The organism is Rhodococcus aetherivorans (assembly GCF_011058165.1).
GTDB classification, from domain to species: Bacteria; Actinomycetota; Actinomycetes; order Mycobacteriales; family Mycobacteriaceae; genus Rhodococcus; species Rhodococcus aetherivorans.
This window is the reverse complement of sequence record NZ_JAALEG010000041.1, coordinates 1-17,330: the sequence shown is the minus strand read 5'-3', so window position 1 is coordinate 17,330 and position 17,330 is coordinate 1. Positions and strand designations below refer to the sequence as shown.

Genomic DNA, 17,330 nt, shown 5'->3' with positions numbered 1-17,330 from the left:
AGGACACGCATACCGATGGCTGACGCTACACCGATCATTCCCGCCGACCTCAAGCCCGCAGACGGCCGCTTCGGCTGCGGCCCCTCCAAGGTTCGCCCCGAGCAGCTGCAGTCCCTGGTCGAGGTCGGTGCCTCGGTGTTCGGTACCAGCCACCGGCAGAAGCCCGTCAAGGACGTCGTCGCCCGCATCCGCTCGGGTCTGCGCGAGCTGTTCTCCCTGCCCGACGGTTACGAGGTGGTGCTGGGCAACGGCGGCACCACCGCGTTCTGGGACGCGGCCGCGTTCGGCCTGATCCGCGAGAAGTCGCAGCACTTCACCTACGGCGAGTTCTCGTCGAAGTTCGCCACGGTCGCCAAGAAGAACCCGTTGATCGGTGACCCGATCGTCGTGGACAGCGCGCCGGGCACCGCACCGGAGATCGTCGCCGACGGCTCGGCCGACCTCATCGGCTGGGCCCACAACGAGACCTCGACCGGTGTCGCGGTGCCCGTCACCCGCCCGGCCGGCTCCGGGAACGCCCTCATCGCCATCGACGCGACGTCCGGTGCCGGCGGTCTGCCCGTCGCCGCGGAGGACTTCGACGTCTACTACTTCGCGCCGCAGAAGTGCTTCGCCGCCGACGGCGGCCTGTGGATCGCGCTGATGAGCCCGGCCGCGCTCGAGCGGGTGGACGAGATCAAGGCCTCGGGCCGCTTCACCCCCGAGTTCCTGTCGCTGCCGATCGCCGTCGACAACAGCACCAAGGATCAGACGTACAACACCCCGGCGGTGGGCACGCTGCTGCTGCTGGCCGACCAGATCGAATGGATGAACGGCAACGGCGGCCTGGAGTGGACCACCGCCCGCACCAAGGACTCGTCGTCGCGGCTGTACGAGTGGGCCGAGGCCTCCGAGTACGCCACCCCGTTCGTCGCCGATCCGGCGCTGCGCTCGCAGGTGGTCGGCACCGTCGACTTCGCCGACTCGGTGGACGCCGCGAAGGTCGCAAAGATCCTGCGCGCCAACGGGATCGTCGACACCGAGCCGTACCGCAAGCTGGGCCGCAACCAGCTGCGCATCGGCATGTTCCCGGCCATCGACCCCGAGGACGTCACCCAGCTGACCAAGTGCGTCGACTGGGTGGTCTCGCAGATGTAGGGCGGTAGCGCAACCGTTCGGGGCGGGGTCGGATCCGGGTCGGGTCCGGCCCCGCTCGCCGTCCCGCACACCTCCCAAACTCTCGACGAGTAGTAGAGACTTTCGGGGAAACCTTGGACAATAGCGCCACGTCGACGGATTCGTGCCACAGGGTCCCCCGGCGTGTCGGCGTGTCCTGCTCCGCAGGGGTCACGAGTCCGTTACAGTCGGGCGGGTCAATCGCGATTCCCCGCGAGGAGGTCATGGTGCGAGAGCTTCGAGTGGTCGGCCTCGAGCCCGACGGAACGCACGTCGTGCTTGCCGATCCCGAAAACGGCGACAGATTCCGCATCCCGATCGACGACACGCTCCGCGCCGCCTCCCGCGGTGACCTCGCCCGCCTCGGGCAGATCCAGATCGAGACCACCAGCCAGCTGCGCCCCCGCGAGATCCAGGCCCGCATCCGCTCCGGCGCGTCCGTCGAGCAGGTCGCCGAGGAGGCCGGGATCCCGCTCGCGAAGGTGGAGCGGTTCGCCTACCCGGTGCTGCTCGAACGCTCCCGCGCGGCCGAGATGGCCCAGCAGGGACATCCGGTGCGCCCGGACGGCCCGGCCGTGCACACCCTCGCCGAGATCGTCGCCCAGGCGTTCCGGGCGCGAGGGCACAGCATCGACGCCGCCACGTGGGACGCGTGGCGCGACGACGAGGGCCACTGGGTGGCCCAGCTGCAGTGGGCCGCCGGCCGGTCCACCAACACCGCGCACTGGCGCTACCAGCCCGATGCGCACGGCGGCACGATCCTCCCGCTCGACGACACCGCCACCGAGCTGATCGACCCGGACTGCGGGCGGCCGCTGCGCTGCCTCACGCCGGTGTACACGGCGCGCGACGTCGACGACAGCGGAGACAACGACGGGCCCGACCGGGAGGACGTCGTCGCCGAGGCGATCACCCTCGATCCGCCGCCCGCGGTGATCGACGCGGAGGTCGAGGAGGTCCGGCCCATGGCGGCGGGCCTGCCCGAGCCCGACGCGGAGGAGGACCGGCCGAAGCTGGCGCCGCAGCAGAGCCCGGGCAAGGACAAGCGGGGCAAGCCCGCCCTCCCCTCGTGGGACGACGTGCTGCTCGGCGTGCGCAGCAACGGGCGCGTCTGAGGTTCGGGCCCACCGATGGTGGCGGCGGCCGTGTCGACCATCTGGTACGTCGACGCCCCCGACCCCGGTGCGGTGCTGCGCGCCGCGCGGGCCGACCGGAAGACGGCCCACGCACTCGTCGGGCGGCTGCACCCCGGGATGTCGTCCGAGCCGCTGGACCGGGTGCCGCTCGCGCAGGCCGCGGCCGGTGACCCCGGCCGGGTCTACGTGGGCAGCTTCCCCGGGGTGACGGTGGTGTGCAGCCCGGACCTCGCAGCCACGCGTCCGTCGCAGCTACCCGAAAGCTGGAGGCGCACCGTCGCTTCCGAGAACACCTACCTCGTCGTGTCGGACCCCACCGGGGCGCGCGGCGCCGTCGGGGCCTGGCGGCGCGGCATGCTGCGACGGGCGTTCGACGCCACGCCCGTCGACATCGCCGAGGACGACGGCCTGCCGTTCGTGTGGGAGCGGCCGTTCTGGGGTGGGGAGTTCCCCATCCGCTGGCCGCTGGACGTGCTGCCCGATCCGCAGGCGCTGCCGTTCCACCCCCGCCGGTTCGCCGAGGCCGCCAACGCCGCGTGGCTCGGGTTCCGCTACACGGGCCGCGCCGGCGGCGAGCTCGACCCCCACGAGATCGAGGTGTGGGGCTTCGAGTTGTACCGCGAGGGCGAGCGACCGCCCACCGCACGCGACGAGCCGGCTCGCCCGCCCGCGCGACGGTGGTGGTGGCCGCGACGGACCTCCGCACGCGGTCGCGCGCTGTCCGGTCACCCGCACGCCGAATAGCCAGCCGGCGGGTCCGTCCGGTGTCGCGCGCGGCTGCGGAGCCGCTCAGAACGTCGTCACGCCGAGCAGCACGATCCAGCCGACCGGAACTCCGGCCGCGACACCTGCGACGATCCACCGCCACAGCGGCACCCGCCGCCACCACCACAGGGTCGGGGCGATCCCGGCCGCGGCGACGAGGTTGACGATCACCGCGAGCAGGGGGTGCACGCGCCCGAGCTCGAGCCCGAACGCGACGATCGTGACGACGGTGACGACGAGGGCGAAGCCCGTCAGCGTCAGCCCCGTCGACCACGGCGTCGACGGGGCGCGCAGGGGTGCGGTCACCGCGGGAGCCGTACCCGCTCGTAGAACGCCATCGCCGCGGCCGTGGCGACGTTGAGCGAGTCGGTGCCCGGCGCCATCGGAATGCGTGCCCGCACGTCCGTCGCGCGCATCGCGTGCTCGGTCAGCCCCGGGCCCTCGGCGCCGAGGAGCAGGGCGACCTTCTCCCCCGTCATGGCCTCGGCCAGCGGCACGGCCTCGGGGTTCGGCGTGAGCGAGATGAGCTGGAAGTCCCGCGCCCGCAACCGGTCCAGGTCGTACGGCCACCGCTCGACGTGCGCGAACGGAACCCGCAGCACGTGCCCCATCGACACCCGCACCGCCCGCCGGTACAGCGGGTCGGCGCAGCCCTTGCCGAACAGGACGGCATCGACGCCCAGGCCGGCGGCGTTGCGGAACATCGAGCCGAGGTTCTCGTGGTCGTTCACGCCCTCGAGCACCGCGACGGTGGTGGCCTTCTCGAGGACGTCGTCGAGGTCGAGCGCCGGCGGCCGGTGCGCCGCGGCGAGCACCCCGCGGTTGAGATGGAAGCCGACGACCTCGGCCATCACCTCGGCCGAGGTGCGGTAGAACGGCACGTCGACGTCGCGCAGGTCGTCGGCGAGTTCACCGAGACGGCGATCCACCCCGAGCAGGCCGCCCGGCGCGAACCGCGAATCGAGCATCCGCTGCACGACGAGCACGCCCTCCGCGATCACCAGGCCCTTGCCCGCGGGCAGGTCCGGCCGGCGATCCGACGAGTTGAGGTCTCGGAAGTCGTCCAGCCGGGGGTCGGCGGGATCCTCGATGTCGATGACGTGAACCACGCCGTCGATTCTCCCAGGTCACACCGGAGTCTCGTCGGCGGGTTCTCGCTCCGCGCTACCCCGTGCCGTCCGGGCGCAGACTCGCCCTACGGGCCCGGACCGGCTCACTCCGCTTCGCTGACCAGCTTGTTGATGATGCCCACGGCGTCCTGCAACGTGGCGAGGTGGTCCTCGTCCAGCGTGGCCAGCCGTTCGGTCAGCCACGCCTCGCGGGCCTGCTGCTCGTCGACCAGCAGTGCCAGGCCCGCATCCGAGAGCGAGACGATGACCTGCCGGCCGTCCGTGGGATGCGGAGTCCGCTCGACGAGCCCGAGCTCGTCGAGCGATGCGATCACCCGCGTCATGGACGGCGGCTGAACCTTCTCGCGCGCGGCCAGCGCGCCGGGGGTCATCGCTCCCTCCTGCCTCAGCGTGGTCATTGCCGACAGCTGAGTCAGGGAAACCCGGGAATCGGAGCGCCGCCCCCGCAAATGGCGCGTCAGGCGCACAACTGCCAACGAGAGGTCGCCGGCGAGCGTGCGATGTTCCGATGTCATGGCGTGCACAATACGGGACCGACCGGACACATCGCGCCGTGTGTCAGGTGAGCAGTTCGGTGATCGGGTCCACCGCGAAGTAGGCGACGAACAAGCCCGCCACCACCCACAGCAGCGGGTGCACCGCCCGCGCCTTCCCGGCCGCCGCGTGCAGGACCACCCACGTGATGAAGCCGACGCCGATCCCGTTGGCGATCGAGTACGTGAACGGCATGACGACGATCGTGAGGAACGCCGGCAACGCGACGGCGAACTGCGTGAAGTCGATGTCGCGGACCTGCCCGATCATCAGGGCACCCACCACCACGAGGGCCGGGGCGGCGGCCTCGACGGGCACCATCTCGTAGAGCGGGGTGAGGAACATCGCGGCGAGGAACAGCACGCCGGTCACCACGTTCGCCAGGCCGGTGCGCGCACCCTCGGCGATGCCGGAGGCGGACTCGACGAACACCGTGTTCGACGATGCGGATCCCACGCCGCCGGCGATGGCCCCGGTGCCTTCGACGACGAGGGCACGGCCGATACCGGGCAGGTTGCCGTCCTTGTCGGCGAGACCGGCCTCCTTACCGAGACCGGTCATCGTGCCCATCGCGTCGAAGAAGTTGGCGAGGACGAGGGTGAACACGAGCAGCGTCGCGGCGATCACGCCGATCCGGGTGAACGCGCCGAAGAGGTCGACGTTGCCCACCAGGCTCAGATCCGGCACGCCGGCCACCGTGTCCGGCACCTCCGGCGTGCTCAGATTCCAGCCCTTCGGGTTGGTGCCCTGCGACGGCCCGACCCCGGCGACCGCCTCGACGATCGCGGCGACCACCGTGGTCACGACGATGCCGATCAGCAGCCCGCCGGGCACCCGGCGCACGATGAGCACACCCATGAGCAGCACACCGAACACGAACACGGCGGTCGGCCACGACGCGATCGAGCCGTCGATGCCCAGCCCGACGGGGACGGTGGTGCCGGCCGCGTCCGGCAGGCGGCGCACGAATCCGGCGTCGACCATGCCGATCAGGGCGATGAACGCGCCGATGCCGGCCGCGATGGCCGCCTTCAGCTCGGGCGGGATCGCGTTGAACACGGCGGTGCGGAAGCCGGTGAGGGCGAGGACCACGATGATGATGCCGTCGATCACCACGAGGCCCATCGCTTCGGGCCAGGTGACCTGGGGTGCGATGGTGACCGCCAGCAGGGTGTTGATACCCAGGCCGGCCGCGATGGCGAACGGATAGTTGGCGACGACGCCGAAGACGATGCTCATCAGTCCGGCCACCAGCGCGGTGACGGCGGCGACCTGGTTGATGGGCAGTATGTTGCCGAGCACGTCGACCTTGGCCGAGGCGTCGTCCGGGGAGAAGCTGCCCAGGATCAGCGGATTGAGCACCACGATGTAGGCCATCGCGACGAACGTGACGACGCCGCCGCGCACCTCCCGCGAGACCGTCGATCCCCGTTCGGTGATCTTGAAGTAGGTGTCGAGGAACGAGGTGCCGACCGCCGTGCCGGACTTCCGCTCTGAGGATTGGGCCATATCGACTTCCGCTCTGGGATGGGGGCTGCGTCGCAACGGGAGATTATTGCAATCGGGCTGGACTAGCCTGAAATCGTGAACGACGCGCAAACGGTTGCCGAGCGGACACGGCGCCTCGCCGATCCCCGTCCCGCGCTGGCGATCGGCACGGCACTGTGGACGGTGGCGACGATCGTCGTACTTGCCACGGGCGACCGGTGGCCGGCCGCCCTGCCCGTGTGCGTAGCGGGAATCATCGTGGGGCTCTTGGGATTCGCCGTCTACCTCGTGCAGCGCCGGGCCGCCCGGCTGGGTCGGCGCGGCGCGCAGGTCGGACTGGACTGACGAGCGGGTCCCACGCCGCCCGGCCCCACGGCCGCGGTCACAGCCGGGCCCGCACCCGCGTGATCAACCCCACCCACAGCAGCGCCCACAACGACCCCAGCAGCCACCCGGCGACGACGTCGGTCAGCCAGTGGGCCGCGAGATAGACCCGCGAGAGCCCGACCGCGAGCGTGTAGGCGCCCAGGGCGCAGTACGCCACGAGCGCCCGGCGGCTGCCGGGCGGCGACTGCCGGGCGATCACGACGGCGAGCACCGTCGCCAGCATCGCGGTCATCATGGCGTGGCCGGACGGGAACGAGTGGGTGGTCAGCTCGACGAGGCGCGCGGGCTGCGGCGGGCGCTCCCGCCCGAACTGCAGCTTGAGCAGGCTCATCAGCGGCCAGCCCGTCAGGATCGTCGCGGACAGGAGCAGCGCATCGTCGCGACGGCCCGCGCGCAGCATGAGCATCGTCAGCGCCGTCGTGACCACGGCGACGGCGACGGTACCGCCGGTGTGGGTGACGGCGGTGACGACGGCGGTCAGCGCGGGTTCGCGGAGCTCCACCACGCCGTCGAGGGTCGTCGTGTCGATGCTCATCGTGGCTCCGGCGGCGAGAGCGCCGCGACGGCGGCGGCCAGTCCCGGGCCGGTGCAGTGCGTCGTACCGCTCTCGTCGACCCACCACGAGACGTCGCGCTCGCCGGTGACCGCGCCGGAGCAGCGCACGGTCAGTCGCTCGTGCACGACGAGGGGTCCGCGCGGCAACGGCCGCTGCGCGACGGCCGCCGCGAGCACCGCGGCGGGCTCGTTCCGCCACCCGGTCGCGCGGCCCGGGCCGGTGACGTGTCCGGACACCTCGGCCGAGGCGAGGGCGACGTCGAGGAGGTCGGCGAGGACCGCTGCGGTCGGCAGGGCGCCGAGCACGAGCCGGTCGGCGGGCACCACGGCGGCGAGCCACGGCCGGTCCAGCACCAGCGCGTCCGCCGCGTCGACGATCGACCCGGCGAGGCTGCGGACGGCGTCGGGCAGGTGCAGGGCGTCGAGGTCGAGCATGCCGGCGGCACTCGCCGCGGCCAGGGCGGCGTGGGCGCGGGCGGTGACGGCCGGGGCGGGGGTGCGGTCGGGGGCGGCGAGGCGGTCGAGAAGCAGCGCGGCCGTCTCCGTGCTCTCGACGCCCGTCGCGGCCAGGCACGGCCGCAGACGGTCCGCGTCCGGGTGCGGGCAGGGGTCGAGCAGACCGGCGAATGCCTCGTCGTCGGGGGCGCGCAGGTGCCCGAGGGTCCGGCCGCCCAGCGACGCGTAGGTGCGCAGCCACCAGGCGGTGTAGCCGCGCCGGTCGCCGAGGGCCGCAGCCGTGCCGGGTTCGGCGACGAGGAGCGACAGGGCCCGATCCCAGCGGGCGTCGTCGACGAGGTCGAGGTCGCGCACCGCCACGAGCGACTCGGGGTCCTCGTCGAGGGTTCCCCACCACTGCTCCTCGTCGGGCAGGTCGTGATCGGGACCGGTGGGCAGCTCGGCACGCAGCACCGTGAAACCCCATCCGACGCCGACGGCCCGCAGCGCCTCGGCGTCGTACTGCTCCGCCACCTGCGGATCGAGGGTGGCGAAGGGCGCGTCCTCGACCAGCACATCCGCGAGGGGCGCCCCCGGCAGCAACAGCTCGTCGGCGGGCACGAGTTCGCCGTCGGCATCGGGCAGGAGCAGCGCCCCCAGCTCTCGGGGCACCGCTTCGGCCGGTACCTGCGCCGCCAGCCGGAGCACGACCTCGGCGAGCTCGGCCGTCGCCTCGTGGTCGTCGACGTCGACGTCCTCGACCGCCGCGAGCAGCGCCGGGTCCGCGAGCAGATCCACCGCCGTGACCGTGCCGGCGCCGAGCCGGGTGAGCAGGGGATGCGCGGCGTCGGGGTGCACGAGGCGCACCCACGGCATGCGCAGATGCCCGACGTCCGTGCCCAGCACGGCGGTCCGCGGCCCGGTGACGGTGCGGCCGTCCGACAGCGGCACCGGGATCGCGGCGAGTTCCTCGGCCACCACCGAGTCGACGACCAGCGGGGTGAGCGCCTCGTACAGCCGGTACCACCACGCAGGCTCGCGCTCGACCCCGGCGAGCAGCTCGGCGATCCGCGCCGGCCCGAGGCGGTGCACGTCGACGGCGCCGAGCGCCGCAGCGTACCGCGGCCCGCACAGATCGGGCCGGATCAGGCCGGGCACGACGTCGGCGAGGACGGCGGCGAGCTCGTCGGTGAGACCGGTCAGCGCGGTGGCCCGGTCCGGGACCAGATCGTCGCCACCGCCGGCCGGGGGCAGCCACGGATGCGCGCGCAACTCCTGCAGCACGGCCTCACGCAGCAGCGCGTCGACCTCGCTGCGCGCGAAGCCGGGAACCGGAACCATCGCCGGCCGCTGCCGCGGCGGCAGCGCCGCGACGAAGCCGGCGTAGCCGCGCGCGAGGCCGGCCACCGGGGCGCCGGGGAGCAGGCGGCGCCGGTCGGGCTGCATCGGTACGTCGGCGATCACCAGCGCGGGCAACGAGAGTTCCTCGTCGGAGCGGGTGGGAGCGCGCAGCACGTCCTGCGGCACCGGCACCGCCACCCCGTCCACGACGGGAACGAGCCAGCGGGCGTGGGGCCCGGCGTACTCCCACCAGGTCCGCTCGCCGACGGCGACGACGCGCAGTCCGGACTCGGCTTCGGTGCAGGTGCGGGTGAGCTCGCGGCCGCCCACCGTGACGGCGGCCAGTGCGGGCAGCTCGAGGAGCAGGTCGACGGCCTCCGCGGCGAACCCGTCGAGCAGCGTCTCCGCGTCGATCCCGGGACGCAGCCGCAGCACCACCTCGGTGTCCCAGCCGGGCGCCGGCGGCATGGACGCGGGCCACGCGAGACGCAGCACCGGGATGCCGGACTCCGGGGCGGGCACGCCGCGGTCGGCCAGCGCGTCCCGGGTGTGCGCGGCGGAGAAGCGGATCGAGCCGGACCGCGAACGGATCTCGATGTCCTCGCTCACCGCGGCCGCGGCGGTGAAGCCGACCCCGAACCGGCCGACCCCGCCGGTCTTGCTCGACGCCCGCAGCGCCGTCAGCGCCTGCACGCCGGCTTCGTCGAGCGGCGCGCCGGTGTTCGCGACGTGCAGGTCGTCGCCGTCGCGCCACAGGCACAGCGCGCCCGGCACGCCCGCGCGCGCGGCCGCGTCGGCGGCGTTCTGCGCGAGTTCGGTGAGCACCCGGTCCCGGTAGCCGGCCCGGACGAGATCGGCCTCGGTGGCGGCATCCTCCCGCAGCCGCGTCGGGGACGACGCCCAGGCCAGCAGGGTGCCCTCGCGCAGCGCCGCGGTCCCGAAGGGGTCGGCGGGGTCGGGGCGCGGCATCCTCAGTCGGTCTGTTCCGGCGGCGCGACCGCGGCCGGCTCGGCAGTCGTGTCCTCGGTGCTCTCGGTGTTCTCGGTGCTCTCGGTGTTCTCGGCGCTCTCCGTGTCCCCGGCGCTCCCGGACCCGGTCTCCTCCGAGGCCTCCGGGACCGTGCCTTCCGCGTCCGTCGGGGCGGCGTCGCGACCGTCCGCGTCGGCGCCGGCCTGGGCGTGCGCCTCCGCACCCGCCTCGGCCGGCGGCAGGGCGACGACCTCCACAGCGGAGTCGTCGTACGCCTCGTGGACCGGGGAGCCCGCGCCGGTCGGCAGGGTGGTGTCCGAGTGGGCGCCGCACCCGTACGCCGAGTGCACCACGTGGCCGTCGGCGGCGAACTCGTTGCCGCACACCCCGAACGCTGCCCGCAGGGAACCCGCGAGGGGAAGGTAGAACCCGCACAGCCGACACGTCGAGGGCGCGGCCTTGGCCATCTCCGAGTCGGGGCCGTAGTCGCCGTCGTACCAGCGCTGGGCTGCCTCGAGGCGGCCCTCGAGGCTCATGACCTGCGTGCGGCCGAGGCCGATCTCGAGGGCCGTCTCGTCGATCTCGGGGTCGCCGGTGGCGACGTAGCCGGGCACGAGGCGCGGATCCCCCGCCGGGGGCGCGAGCAGGTCGCCGGGACCGAGGTCGCCGGGCCGGATCCGCTCGTTCCACGGCACCCACCGCGGCGCGACGAGCGCGTCCGGTCCGGGCAGCAGCGCCAGCTCGCTCACCGTCACCCGGTCCGAGCCGGGTGCGGCGGCGACGACGACGGCCCACTGCCAGCCCCGGTACCCGGGCAGTTCCGCGGCGAACCGGTGGGTGGCAGCGCAGTCGTCCTCGGCCGCGACGCCGAGGTACGCGCCGACGCCGGTCTCTCCCGCGTCCAGCAGCGCGGCCCGCGCGACGTCGACGGCGTCGGCCAGCAGAGGCTGCACGAGCTGTTCGGTAGAGGCGGACGCGGAGCCGGACGCAACTGAGGAAGGCACACCACTCACGGACCCCATTCTGCCGCACGGAACCGCCGCCGCGACCCTCGGCTGCCATCATGTGGGCATGCGCCGCCGTCCGCTCTCCGTCGCGGCCGCGGTCGCCGCCTGCGTCGCGGCAGCCGCGTGCGACTCCGCCCCGGCGGATCCGGGTCCGCCGCCCGAGCGCCTGCGGGCCGAGGTCGTGGCCGTGCATCCGCACGATCCCGCCGCGTTCACGCAGGGCCTCGAGGTGTCCGGCGACGAGTTGCTCGAGGGCACCGGCCTGTCCGGCCGGTCGTGGATCGCGGCGCGGTCGCTGGCCACCGGCGCCGAACGGGTCCGGGTGCCGGTGCCGGACGGCATGTTCGGCGAGGGCATCACCATCGCCGGCACCACGGTGTGGCAGCTGACGTGGCGTGATGGGGTCGCGGTCGCCCGCGACCGGGACACCCTGGCCGAACGCGGCCGCGCCGGCTACGACGGGGAGGGCTGGGGGTTGTGCGCCCAGGACGACCGGCTGGTGATGAGCGACGGCACCGCGGAGCTGACGTTCCGGCACCCCGGGACCTTCGCGGAGACGGGCCGGGTGACGGTCCTGCGCGAGGGCCGCGCCGTCACCCGCCTCAACGAACTCGAATGCACCGACGACGGTGCCGTGTACGCCAACGTGTGGAAGACCGACGAGATCCTGCGCATCGACCCGGACGAGGGCCGGGTGACCGCCGTGGTGGACGCCGGGGCGCTGCGCGAGCGGCTCACCGACGGGCAGCGCGAGCGTATCGACGTGCTCAACGGAATCGCGCACCTGCCCGGTACCGATCGCTTCCTCGTCACCGGCAAGTACTGGCCGTCGGTGTTCGAGGTGCGGTTCGTGCCGTGATCGCGCCGCAGGTGGGGCACGCCACCGAACACCGATCCGCCCGGTGCGACAGAATTGTGCCGTGACCGATTCGGACGAGGAACGCGCACACGACGACGCGGGCCGTGGCGCCGACGTCGGCGGTCGTCCCCGCCGGTCGGCCCGGGCCCCGCACCCCGGCAACGGCAACTATCCGCCGCCGCGGCGCACGTCTGCGCGACGTACCCCCCTGCCGCCGCTGCACCCGGTCGAGGACGCCCGCAGGTACCGGGGCGACGACTTCTCCCGCGAGGAGCGCGCCGGCGCCCCGCGGGCCCCACGGATGCCGCGGAAACTGACGGTCACCCGCGTCGCGGCGCTGCGCAGCCGTGAGCTCACGAGCAAGGGCATCGCGACATTCCGCCGGGCCGCCACCGCGGACGGTGCGGACCGCTCGGGCCTGACGGCCCTGACCTACGCGACGATGGCGAACTTCGCGAGCGACGCGGCGGTCGCCGTGGCCCTGGCCAACACCCTGTTCTTCTCGGCGGCCACGGGCGAGGACAAGACCAAGGTCGCCCTGTATCTGCTCATCACGATCGCCCCGTTCGCGGTGATCGCCCCGCTGATCGGTCCGTTGCTCGACCGGTTGCAGCACGGTCGCCGGCTGGCGCTGGCCACGTCGTTCGCCGCGCGCACCGTGCTCGCCGTGGTGCTGGTGTTCAACTTCGACAGCTGGGGGCTGTACCCCGCCGCGCTGGCGATGATGGTGCTGTCCAAATCGTTCGCGGTGCTCAAATCGGCGGTGACGCCGCGGGTGCTGCCGCCCGAGATCGATCTGGTCCGGGTGAACTCCCGGCTCACGGTGTTCGGCCTGGTGGGCGGCACGATGGGCGCCGGGGCCGTCGCCGCCGCCGCGGCCTGGCTGTTCGGATCGTCCGGCGCACTGTGGCTGTGCGCCGTCATCACGGCGTTCGGCGCGTACCTGAGCATGCGGATCCCGTCGTGGGTCGAGGTCACCGAGGGCGAGGTGCCGGCCACGCTGTCGTATCACGGCGCCGAGGCCCGCACCGAGGTCACCGGGACCCGCACCGAAGTGATTGCGACGCCCGCGCGCGCCGGCGGCGCGAAGAGCCGTCGGCAGCCGCTGGGGCGGGCCGTGCTCACCGGTTTGTGGGGCAACGGCACGATCCGGGTGCTGACCGGCTTCCTGACCTTGTTCATCGCGTTCGTCGCCAAGTCGAAGACCGAGCACGAGCCCCTGGTCCAGGCGGGGATGCTGGGTCTGGTCGGCGCGGCCGCCGCCATCGGCAACTTCACCGGCAACGCGACCGGCGCGCGGCTCACGCTGGGCCGTCCCGCGCTGATCGTGGTGCGGTGCACCGCGGCCGTGACGGTGATGGCGGCGCTGGCCGCCGCGACCGGCAACCTGATCACGGCGGCCCTCGTGGCGCTGGTGGGATCCTGCGCGAGCGCGCTTGCGAAGGTGTCGCTGGACGCGTCGCTGCAGCAGGACCTGCCGGAGGAGTCCATCGCGTCCGGGTTCGGTCGCTCGGAGACGGTGCTGCAGCTGAGCTGGGTGTTCGGCGGGGCCCTGGGGGTCCTGCTGCCGACCGAGTACTGGCTCGGGTTCACCGTGGTCACCGTCGTGCTGGCCCTCGGTCTGACGCAGACGATCCTCACCTACCGTGGAGGCACCGTCGTTCCGGGCTTCGGTGGCAAACGCCCGGAACACGCCACCCAGGAGACCACCGGTCGCATCCCGCGGCCAGGCGGACGTACGACGAGAAACGGAACGTGATGAGACTGCAGCCCCGGACGAAGAAGACGATCGCGATCCTGGTGATCGTGGCGCTGGTCGCGATCGGCGGGCTCACCGCGGTCGTGGTCTCCCTCGTCCGTTCCGCACCGCCGAGCGTGCCCACGGTGACGGCGTACGCGCAGGGCCGTACGGTCACGGTCGAGCCCGGCCTGTGCAGCGCCGACGGCACGTGCGCCGGCCTCGAGGCCGTGATGCTCGAGGTGCCGGCGGGCCGGCCGCTGCAGCTGTCGTTGCCGTCGGAGATCACGGACTCGGACTGGCGGCTGAACGTCACCTACGGTGATCCCCGCACCGGCGAGATCTTCGAGGGGTTCCGCGACTACACGCCCGGTCAGGCCCGGGCCGTGACGGTGCCGTCCGACCCCGGCGCGCAGTTGCTGAATGTGGTGCTGCAGCTTCCCGCCACCGGGGAGCAGGCGCCGGTGTGGGCGATCCAGACGTTCTGATCCCCGTCCGGCATGCGAGAGGGGCCCTCCGGGTGCTGTCCCGGAAGGCCCCTCTCGCGTCGGGTCGGCCCGACGCCAGGCGTCAGGAGTCGAGCTCGCGGGCGACGGCCCGCATCACCTCGGAGATCCGCTGGGCGGTCTTGCGCTCGGGATGGCGGCCCTTGCGCAGCTCCGGCTGCACGGTGGCCTCGAGCAGCTTGATCATGTCCTCGACCATGCCGTGCAGCTCGTCGGGCGTGTGCCGCTTCTGGGGGGCCGCCTCACGCCGCCCTCCTTGGCGCACCGACGGCAGCGGATCGAGCAGTTTCAGGCTGAGCGCCTGCGGTCCGCGACGGCCCGCGGCCATGCCGAACTCCACCCGCTGACCCGGCTTGAGGCCCTCGACCCCGGCCGGGAGCGCGGAGGCACGCACATAGACGTCCTCGCCCTCCTCCTGGGACAGGAAGCCGAAGCCCTTCTCCATGTCGTACCACTTCACCTTGCCGGTAGGCACTGCGTTCACCCGCTCCTCGACAGCCGTGCCCCGGTGGGCACGAGTGGATATGCAAAACAACGCGCCCCGCTTCGAGTGCGGGACGCGCAGACATGCGTCAGTGTACCCGCGGCGGAGTCCACCTTCGAAAGTCCGGCGGCGGCGCGGGCGGGTGGGGAAGCACTACGGTGGAACCCGTGGGCACCTCCAGTTCTTCCGCACCGGGCAACGGCCTGCTCAAGGCCGCGCTGGCATGTTTCCTGGTCGGGATCGTCGCCGTGGTGGCGATCTTCCTGACCCCCGCCGTCACCGACGGCCGGCCGGGCCTGGTGCTGTATCTGCTGACTCTCGCCTGGCCGCTCGGCTTCGTGCTGGCATTGACCTTCGCGCTGCGCTCCGGCCGGCGCTCCCGCGGAAGGGATCGCACGTGAGGATTCTGCTCAACATCATCTGGCTGGTCTTCGGCGGCCTGTGGCTGGCGCTGGGGTACTTCCTGGCAGGCCTGATCTGCTTCGTGCTGATCATCACCATCCCGTTCGGCATCGCCTCGTTCCGCATCGGCATGTACGCGCTGTGGCCGTTCGGCAAGACGGTGGTGGACAAGCCCACGGCGGGGGCCGGGTCGCTGATCGGCAACGTGATCTGGGTCGTCGTCGCCGGCATCTGGCTGGCCCTCGGTCACGTCGTGACGGCGATCGCGATGGCGATCACGATCATCGGCATCCCCCTGGCGCTCGCGAACCTGAAGATGGTGCCGATCTCGCTGCTGCCGCTCGGGAAGGACATCGTCCCGGTGGACAACCGCCCGAGTTACATGTGACGTTCCTCACATAACACGGGCATAACGGCGAGGTCGCGAACCGGCACCGGCGATGGACTTTGGTCCCTACCTGCGACTTCATCCCGCCACACGCGCCACTCACGCGCCGCCCTCGCCGCGCTCGGCGTTATCAATTGGTGACAATCCCCGCCTCGAGCCGTTACCGTCGTCTCCGGCCGGTTGGTTCGGCCACCCCGGGTCCGTCGCGCCAAATCCTGCTCCGCGGATTCCGGGTGTCCCGACGAACGATCCACGGGAGCAGGAAGCGGGGGACCCAACGGTCTCCCAGGGAACACCGATTCCCAGGAGGCACCCGGATCGCCGCCCACGGCGACGGTCCTTGGGGTGAAGCCGAATCGCCCACCGGCGAGGAGGCCGGGCTACCTCTTCAGCCCGAACCCGACAGCTGACCTCGTAGGCGCGTACGGAGAGGAACCGGAACCGACATGAGCGGACGCCATCGCAAACCCACCAACACCGGCCGCACCGTCGCCAAGTTCGCGCTGACCAGCGCGGTTCTCGGCGTCACGGGCGTCGCCTTCAGCGGCACCGCCAACGCCGCTCCCGACTCCGACTGGGACCGCCTCGCGCAGTGCGAGTCCGGCGGCAACTGGGGCATCAACACCGGCAACGGCTACCAGGGTGGCCTGCAGTTCTCCCCCAGCACGTGGAACGCCTACGGCGGCGGCGAATACGCGGCGACCGCCAACCAGGCCACCCGCGAGCAGCAGATCACCGTCGCCGAGCGCGTGCTCGCCGGCCAGGGCTGGGGCGCGTGGCCGTCCTGCTCCTCGAGCCTCGGCCTGAGCAGCGCTCCGACGCAGCGCAGCGCCCCGTCCACGAGCGCCGACACCCTCGCCGGCGTCGACGTCGACGAGCCTGCGGCTCCCGTGCTGAAGGCCACGCCCCCGGTGGTCACTCCGCTCCCGCAGCAGAGTGCCCGTGCCGGGTGGACGAACGGTGTCGAAGCGCTGCGCGCCGCCGGCATCCCGGTCGACCAGGGATTCGTCGATGCGGTCAACGCCGCCCTGCCGAACTGACACTCGGCACAGAAGCACGAAAGAGCCCCGCACCGTTCCGGTGCGGGGCTCTTTCGTGCTTCGATCAGCGGTTGATGACGGTGCGGGGGTGGGTGTACGGCAGGGAGTCGACCGGCAACGGGAACTCCATCTCCTCGCCGTACGGGGACAACGGGCCGGAACGAGTCGAGGACAACTCGGTGACGGCGTGGTCCCCGTCCGCCACCTTGGGCCACCCCGGATCGACATACTGCTTCTTCGAATTGTCAGCCATGCGCTCATTTTGGCAGGCAGGTTCACGGACAGCTACTTCAGGTCTCTAATCTGGTCTCGATGACCGCCACCGACCCCGCCGCGCCGGAGACCGGGCCGGAGTCGCTCGCGCGCTGGCTGAGCGACCGCCGCGACGCCGACCTCGCCGAGCTGCTGCGCGCGCGCCCCGACCTGGTGGTCCCGCCACCCGCGACGATGGCCGTCCTGGCCGGCCGCGCGCAGCAACGTGCCTCGGTGTTCCGCGCCGCCGACGAACTCACCGTCCTCGACTTCGGTGTGGTCGACGCGCTGACCCGGCTGGGCGCCGACCGGGAGCCGGTGACCCGCCGGGCGCTGCTCGACTCCGTGTCCGGCCGCGTCACCGCCAAGAACGTCGACCGGTCCCTCGACCGCCTGCGCCGCCTGTCGCTCGTGTGGGGTCCCGCCGACGGGCTGCGGCTGGTCAAGGCCGCGGCCGAGGCGGTGCCGTGGCGAATCGGCCGCAGTCCCGACCCCGAGCAGCTGCCGGCCCCGGCCGAGGTCGGCGCCCTGCTCGCCGACCTCGATCCGGCGCAGCGCAGCCTGCTCGACACCCTCGCGCGCACCTCGCCCGTCGGGCGTACCCGCGACGCCGCGGCGGGCACACCCGCCGACCGGCCCGTGCAGCGCCTGCTCACCGCCGGGCTGCTGATCCGGCTCGACGACGAGACCGTCGAGCTGCCGCACCGGGTCGGTCAGGCGCTGCGCGGCGAGGCCCCCTTCGACCCCGCCGCCCTCACC

Annotated in this window: 19 protein-coding genes, 1 pseudogene and 1 riboswitch; of the genes and pseudogenes, 11 read left to right on the top strand and 9 right to left on the bottom strand. The window is 72.7% G+C overall.

Features of this window, described 5'->3' with window-relative positions:
- Window positions 1–15: 15 nt before the first annotated feature.
- The 3 genes from serC to G6039_RS16900 all read left to right on the top strand — a co-directional run bounded on the left by serC (window position 16) and on the right by G6039_RS16900 (window position 3,035).
- Entirely contained in the window at window positions 16–1,137 is a 1,122-nt protein-coding gene (gene serC, locus G6039_RS16910) for a phosphoserine transaminase (protein WP_029541824.1), read from the top strand.
- A gap of 245 nt (window positions 1,138–1,382) precedes the next feature.
- Window positions 1,383–2,270 carry a septation protein SepH gene (sepH, locus tag G6039_RS16905; RefSeq protein ID WP_174824772.1) on the top strand — a complete coding sequence of 296 codons (888 nt, stop codon included), beginning with the start codon at window positions 1,383–1,385 and terminating at the stop codon, window positions 2,268–2,270.
- 15 nt (window positions 2,271–2,285) lie between these two features.
- Window positions 2,286–3,035, top strand: a complete 750-nt coding sequence (locus tag G6039_RS16900; RefSeq protein ID WP_029541820.1) for a DUF6928 family protein — start codon at window positions 2,286–2,288, stop codon at window positions 3,033–3,035.
- Between the two features lie 45 nt (window positions 3,036–3,080).
- Here G6039_RS16900 and G6039_RS16895 read toward each other — a convergent pair whose 3' ends face one another.
- From G6039_RS16895 to G6039_RS16880, 4 genes are all read right to left on the bottom strand, one after another.
- Window positions 3,081–3,362 carry a DUF2537 domain-containing protein gene (locus G6039_RS16895; protein ID WP_006936132.1) on the bottom strand — a complete coding sequence of 94 codons (282 nt, stop codon included), beginning with the start codon at window positions 3,360–3,362 and terminating at the stop codon, window positions 3,081–3,083.
- Window positions 3,359–4,165 carry a TrmH family RNA methyltransferase gene (locus tag G6039_RS16890; RefSeq protein ID WP_006936134.1) on the bottom strand — a complete coding sequence of 269 codons (807 nt, stop codon included), beginning with the start codon at window positions 4,163–4,165 and terminating at the stop codon, window positions 3,359–3,361. Before G6039_RS16890 ends, G6039_RS16895 begins: the two co-directional genes overlap by 4 nt.
- Before the next feature lie 104 nt (window positions 4,166–4,269).
- Window positions 4,270–4,701: an Rv0880 family HTH-type transcriptional regulator gene (locus tag G6039_RS16885; RefSeq protein WP_029541818.1), complete on the bottom strand. Its 432-nt coding sequence runs from the start codon at window positions 4,699–4,701 to the stop codon at window positions 4,270–4,272.
- Window positions 4,702–4,744: 43 nt separating this feature from the next.
- Window positions 4,745–6,229, bottom strand: coding sequence for an NCS2 family permease (locus G6039_RS16880; RefSeq protein WP_006936143.1), 1,485 nt, complete (start codon window positions 6,227–6,229; stop codon window positions 4,745–4,747).
- Window positions 6,230–6,304: 75 nt separating this feature from the next.
- On the opposite strand from G6039_RS16880, the gene G6039_RS16875 reads away from it, so the two are divergent.
- The gene (locus G6039_RS16875; RefSeq protein ID WP_006936145.1) at window positions 6,305–6,553 is read left to right on the top strand and encodes a DUF2530 domain-containing protein; all 249 of its coding nucleotides are present in this window, start codon (window positions 6,305–6,307) and stop codon (window positions 6,551–6,553) included.
- 37 nt (window positions 6,554–6,590) lie between these two features.
- On the opposite strand, the gene G6039_RS16870 is transcribed toward G6039_RS16875, so the two are convergent.
- The 3 genes from G6039_RS16870 to G6039_RS16860 are packed head-to-tail and all read right to left on the bottom strand — an operon-like array spanning window position 6,591 to window position 10,917.
- Window positions 6,591–7,130 (bottom strand): phosphatase PAP2 family protein, encoded by a 540-nt coding sequence (locus tag G6039_RS16870; protein WP_006936149.1) that lies wholly within the window; start codon window positions 7,128–7,130, stop codon window positions 6,591–6,593.
- A complete protein-coding gene (locus G6039_RS16865; RefSeq protein ID WP_164528087.1) occupies window positions 7,127–9,895 on the bottom strand; it encodes a sacsin N-terminal ATP-binding-like domain-containing protein in 2,769 nt (922 codons plus the stop codon). The genes G6039_RS16870 and G6039_RS16865 overlap by 4 nt, the downstream gene beginning before the upstream one ends.
- A 2-nt stretch (window positions 9,896–9,897) precedes the next feature.
- A complete protein-coding gene (locus tag G6039_RS16860) occupies window positions 9,898–10,917 on the bottom strand; it encodes a DUF3027 domain-containing protein (RefSeq protein WP_029541812.1) in 1,020 nt (339 codons plus the stop codon).
- 49 nt (window positions 10,918–10,966) lie between these two features.
- On the opposite strand from G6039_RS16860, the gene G6039_RS16855 reads away from it, so the two are divergent.
- The 3 genes from G6039_RS16855 (at window position 10,967) to G6039_RS16845 (ending at window position 13,987) form a co-directional block, all read left to right on the top strand.
- On the top strand, window positions 10,967–11,761 hold the full coding sequence (locus tag G6039_RS16855; RefSeq protein WP_029541809.1) for a glutaminyl-peptide cyclotransferase: 795 nt from the start codon (window positions 10,967–10,969) through the stop codon (window positions 11,759–11,761).
- 61 nt (window positions 11,762–11,822) lie between these two features.
- The gene (locus G6039_RS16850) at window positions 11,823–13,520 is read left to right on the top strand and encodes an MFS transporter (RefSeq protein ID WP_029541807.1); all 1,698 of its coding nucleotides are present in this window, start codon (window positions 11,823–11,825) and stop codon (window positions 13,518–13,520) included.
- Window positions 13,520–13,987, top strand: coding sequence for a DUF2771 family protein (locus tag G6039_RS16845; protein ID WP_006936161.1), 468 nt, complete (start codon window positions 13,520–13,522; stop codon window positions 13,985–13,987). Before G6039_RS16850 ends, G6039_RS16845 begins: the two co-directional genes overlap by 1 nt.
- A gap of 82 nt (window positions 13,988–14,069) precedes the next feature.
- Here G6039_RS16845 and G6039_RS16840 read toward each other — a convergent pair whose 3' ends face one another.
- Window positions 14,070–14,480, bottom strand: coding sequence for a cold-shock protein (locus G6039_RS16840; protein WP_029541805.1), 411 nt, complete (start codon window positions 14,478–14,480; stop codon window positions 14,070–14,072).
- Window positions 14,481–14,647: 167 nt separating this feature from the next.
- Here G6039_RS16840 and G6039_RS16835 point away from each other — a divergent pair, with 167 nt between their 5' ends.
- From G6039_RS16835 to G6039_RS16825, 3 genes are all read left to right on the top strand, one after another.
- The gene (locus G6039_RS16835; protein ID WP_006936164.1) at window positions 14,648–14,890 is read left to right on the top strand and encodes a hypothetical protein; all 243 of its coding nucleotides are present in this window, start codon (window positions 14,648–14,650) and stop codon (window positions 14,888–14,890) included.
- Complete coding sequence (locus G6039_RS16830; protein WP_006936165.1) at window positions 14,887–15,279, top strand: YccF domain-containing protein; 393 nt, start codon at window positions 14,887–14,889, stop codon at window positions 15,277–15,279. The genes G6039_RS16835 and G6039_RS16830 overlap by 4 nt, the downstream gene beginning before the upstream one ends.
- A 211-nt stretch (window positions 15,280–15,490) precedes the next feature.
- Window positions 15,491–15,716: riboswitch (cyclic di-AMP (ydaO/yuaA leader) on the top strand.
- A 9-nt stretch (window positions 15,717–15,725) separates the two neighbouring features.
- The gene (locus tag G6039_RS16825) at window positions 15,726–16,319 is read left to right on the top strand and encodes a transglycosylase family protein (RefSeq protein ID WP_029541802.1); all 594 of its coding nucleotides are present in this window, start codon (window positions 15,726–15,728) and stop codon (window positions 16,317–16,319) included.
- A 64-nt stretch (window positions 16,320–16,383) separates the two neighbouring features.
- Here the strand turns inward: G6039_RS16825 and G6039_RS16820 are convergent, their stop codons facing one another.
- Window positions 16,384–16,572: a hypothetical protein gene (locus G6039_RS16820; RefSeq protein ID WP_006936172.1), complete on the bottom strand. Its 189-nt coding sequence runs from the start codon at window positions 16,570–16,572 to the stop codon at window positions 16,384–16,386.
- Between the two features lie 59 nt (window positions 16,573–16,631).
- Here G6039_RS16820 and G6039_RS16815 point away from each other — a divergent pair.
- Window positions 16,632–17,330 (top strand): annotated as a pseudogene (locus G6039_RS16815) (helicase-associated domain-containing protein); the annotation flags it as partial.

What these genes read in the sequence shown, in the direction of transcription:
- serC (WP_029541824.1), top strand. Translation starts at nt 16, where the DNA reads ATGGCTGACGCTACACCGATCATTCCCGCCGACCTCAAGCCCGCAGAC.
- G6039_RS16900 (WP_029541820.1), top strand. Translation starts at nt 2,286, where the DNA reads ATGGTGGCGGCGGCCGTGTCGACCATCTGGTACGTCGACGCCCCCGAC.
- G6039_RS16885 (WP_029541818.1), bottom strand. Translation starts at nt 4,701, where the DNA reads ATGACATCGGAACATCGCACGCTCGCCGGCGACCTCTCGTTGGCAGTT.
- G6039_RS16880 (WP_006936143.1), bottom strand. Translation starts at nt 6,229, where the DNA reads ATGGCCCAATCCTCAGAGCGGAAGTCCGGCACGGCGGTCGGCACCTCG.
- G6039_RS16870 (WP_006936149.1), bottom strand. Translation starts at nt 7,130, where the DNA reads ATGAGCATCGACACGACGACCCTCGACGGCGTGGTGGAGCTCCGCGAA.
- G6039_RS16865 (WP_164528087.1), bottom strand. Translation starts at nt 9,895, where the DNA reads ATGCCGCGCCCCGACCCCGCCGACCCCTTCGGGACCGCGGCGCTGCGC.
- G6039_RS16860 (WP_029541812.1), bottom strand. Translation starts at nt 10,917, where the DNA reads ATGGGGTCCGTGAGTGGTGTGCCTTCCTCAGTTGCGTCCGGCTCCGCG.
- G6039_RS16855 (WP_029541809.1), top strand. Translation starts at nt 10,967, where the DNA reads ATGCGCCGCCGTCCGCTCTCCGTCGCGGCCGCGGTCGCCGCCTGCGTC.
- G6039_RS16845 (WP_006936161.1), top strand. Translation starts at nt 13,520, where the DNA reads ATGAGACTGCAGCCCCGGACGAAGAAGACGATCGCGATCCTGGTGATC.
- G6039_RS16825 (WP_029541802.1), top strand. Translation starts at nt 15,726, where the DNA reads ATGAGCGGACGCCATCGCAAACCCACCAACACCGGCCGCACCGTCGCC.
- G6039_RS16820 (WP_006936172.1), bottom strand. Translation starts at nt 16,572, where the DNA reads ATGGCTGACAATTCGAAGAAGCAGTATGTCGATCCGGGGTGGCCCAAG.